This is a genomic window from Deltaproteobacteria bacterium (assembly GCA_009929795.1).
In the GTDB taxonomy this organism is placed as follows: domain Bacteria; phylum Desulfobacterota; class Desulfovibrionia; order Desulfovibrionales; family Desulfomicrobiaceae; genus RZZR01.
In genome coordinates this window covers 1-2639 of sequence record RZZR01000248.1, presented here as the reverse complement: position 1 = coordinate 2639, position 2639 = coordinate 1, and the positions used below count along the sequence as shown (strand labels likewise).

The 2639-nt window shown below is 57.1% G+C and carries 6 protein-coding genes; all 6 read left to right on the top strand.

From position 1 onward, the window contains the following. On the top strand, positions 1 to 234 hold a 234-nt coding region (locus tag EOM25_13805; protein ID NCC26249.1), incomplete at its 5' end, for a hypothetical protein. A gap of 157 nt (positions 235 to 391) precedes the next feature. Further along, entirely contained in the window at positions 392 to 592 is a 201-nt protein-coding gene (locus EOM25_13800; protein NCC26248.1) for a hypothetical protein, read from the top strand. Positions 593 to 696: 104 nt separating this feature from the next. Next, positions 697 to 1161, top strand: a complete 465-nt coding sequence (locus EOM25_13795) for a hypothetical protein (GenBank protein NCC26247.1) — start codon at positions 697 to 699, stop codon at positions 1159 to 1161. Positions 1162 to 1499: 338 nt separating this feature from the next. Beyond that, positions 1500 to 1724 carry a hypothetical protein gene (locus EOM25_13790; GenBank protein ID NCC26246.1) on the top strand — a complete coding sequence of 75 codons (225 nt, stop codon included), beginning with the start codon at positions 1500 to 1502 and terminating at the stop codon, positions 1722 to 1724. Next, positions 1672 to 2208 carry a DUF3102 domain-containing protein gene (locus EOM25_13785; protein ID NCC26245.1) on the top strand — a complete coding sequence of 179 codons (537 nt, stop codon included), beginning with the start codon at positions 1672 to 1674 and terminating at the stop codon, positions 2206 to 2208. Before EOM25_13790 ends, EOM25_13785 begins: the two co-directional genes overlap by 53 nt. Continuing rightward, positions 2193 to 2639 (top strand): hypothetical protein (locus EOM25_13780; protein ID NCC26244.1); only part of this gene is annotated, 447 nt, incomplete at its 3' end. The genes EOM25_13785 and EOM25_13780, both read left to right, overlap by 16 nt.

Here is a 2639-nt window from a genome sequence, read left to right as displayed (position 1 = left end):
GTGGACGACATACGGGACAAGGTGACCTTTCACACATTGAGGCACACTTGCGCTTCGTGGTTGGTCATGGCCGGGGAATCTTTGTTCAAGGTCGGCAAACTCCTGGGGCACTCACAGATCAAGACAACGGAGCGATACAGTCACCTTGCCCCGGACGGTCTCAAGGACACCATGGCCACGCTTGAAGCCATATCCAGGCCCAAGGTGGTGGACATCGCCACGGCCCGCACATGAGGCCGTGAGAGTCGATTCTAGGGGCTGAAATCGAAAAGACGACCTTTGACATGCCAATGAAATTTCAAGGCCGGAAATGGCCTGAAATAAAACGGCCCGACTCCATGGTGGGCATGGAACCGGGCCTGACCATCAACATCCTACTAGGGAGGACATCATGGCTGAAACAATGAATACCAACATCTCCAACGACCCGCAACGCGACCACCTTCTTGTCATCATGGAGGGCCTTGAAGGTCTGGCCGTCCTGGCCGATGGGCTCCAGGCGCAAGGTCAACACGGTCTGACGGCAATCATCAAGGCCATGGTGGCCCGTATGGGTGAGGCCGCAACGCAGTTGGATGAAGCCGATAGATAACTGACCAAAATTTGCCCGGCCATAGGCTGATCCCCGAAAAGGCGGCCCTCCGCTCCGCCCTGGGCCGGGCATCCATCAAGCGGAATCCATCGCGGAGGTGGATCATGTTCGAGCTTCAAGACTCCATCCGAAAAATCCTATCGGGCGATCTGTCCGAGAAAGACCTCAACGCACATCTTGATTTCTGGCACAACCATTTCGAGGGCATGAAGTCCATGCCGGATTTCTGGGCGTCTGATCTGGGGGCCGCCATGGCCGAATTTGAAGCACGAGTTCATGGCCATGTTGACCCTTTGCGCCAAGCAGTTCAGGCAGGAAACCAGCATATTCTGGGAACCGAATCTGGGCTTGCACTATTGGCCGAACACATCGGCAAACCAGAACAAGGTCGAGAGATTCAAAAAAGGTCAACGTCCATTGACCGCGCCCATATCTTTCAGGTCATCAAGGCGCTCAGAGTGCTGAAAGGGATGCCCCTGGCTGATGCAGTCGAGCATATTGCCAACGTCTACGCCGTATCTCCTGAAACGATTGAGCAACATATCCTGAAGAAACGCACCCGCCGATAATATCCCGCCTTACTACGGGGACAGTTTTTCAAAAAAAGTTGTCCCTGCCTATTCTTCAACGACAATGCTTCCTTGTCGTCACCAATTCAACCGCAACATGCGAGGTGACACATGCAGAAGCAGGAACTTTACCAACGACTGATCGACGCTTGGAGCGCGCCCATCGTGGCCCGGTCCCAAGTTGGCACTTTCTCCGGTGGCCTATTGCATCCGAGGGGCATGTCGAATCGAGACTGTGCTGGAGGTGGTCCGCGAAAACTGACCATCGGTGAGCGCGTTTGCTATGACCGAAACGAGCTTGCCGAGTGGATTTGCGACAGGTTGAAGGAGGTGCAGTCATGAAACTGGGAGACGCGCAACGCAAGTTCGTTTTGGAATGTCTGCAAAGGTCATCCTGCTCGATCCCAGAGTTTCGCGCCCTTGGCGTTCTGCATAGCGCCGCCAGGGTTATGGAATTGCGCCGGGTGGGGCATCGGATCATCACCGAAATGGAATGGTCCGTTGCCGAGGATGGCAAACGGCATCGGGTGGGACGGTACATTTATTTGGGCAAGGAGCAGTAGCATGGAAACCGCACTATCAACAACGGATCGGGATTTCCTGACCGAGACAGCCGAGAGGATCAAGACGAGATCGGCCCGAACCATCGTCGAGAATGGCCTTGATCTGATTCAGGCGAAAGAGCGGGTGGGCCATGGGCATTTCAGAACATGGGTGGAATCGTCCTTGCCCTGGAGCATGCGGACCGCACAACGAATGATGCAGGCCGCGAAGCTGTCCCTGGAGCCTGCGAAAAACGACATTTTGTCGCTTTTGCCTGGGGACAACCTGTCCGAGGCCACCGAACGGATCAGGGCCGAACTGGCAAGTATTCGGGAAACCATGGCCGAACTCGTCAACCTGGGAGCCATGGACGAGGACACCACGCTTGACGATTTCGTGGGCATGGTGGCGGAGGGAATGCCGGACGTTTCCGACCTGGCAACCGAAATGGTCAAGAGGGTGGCGGCCCCATACATGGAGGGCGAGACATGCCAGCAAAATTGACCGTCCTGACCTCCACCACGCCCAAGATACTGTCGAAGCAATTCCGCCTTGGGCCGGAGGGCGAACTGGCCAAGACCACCTCGGCCAACATGGTCAAGGGCACGGCCAAGGTCATTGAGGTGGCCGGGCTGGAGGAGTTCGCCAACGTCCTGTCCAGCCTGACCACGGACCAGGCATTGACCTATGGGGTCCCGCCCGCCCGGTCATGCTCCATCATGAGCAAGGACGAGTTCGAGAAGGCCGGGCGGCCTGCTGGGACCTATACCAGGGCCAAGGCTTTTTTTCAATGGCCGGGCGGTCCTGGGGTCATGATGGCCGACTACGACCCGACTGGCCCCGAGGCCCTTTCCAGGGGCGAACTGGTCAAGCTGGTCCGTGAGGCCATCCCTGGCCTGGCCGATGCGGAACTGCTGTGGTGGCCATCCTCGTCC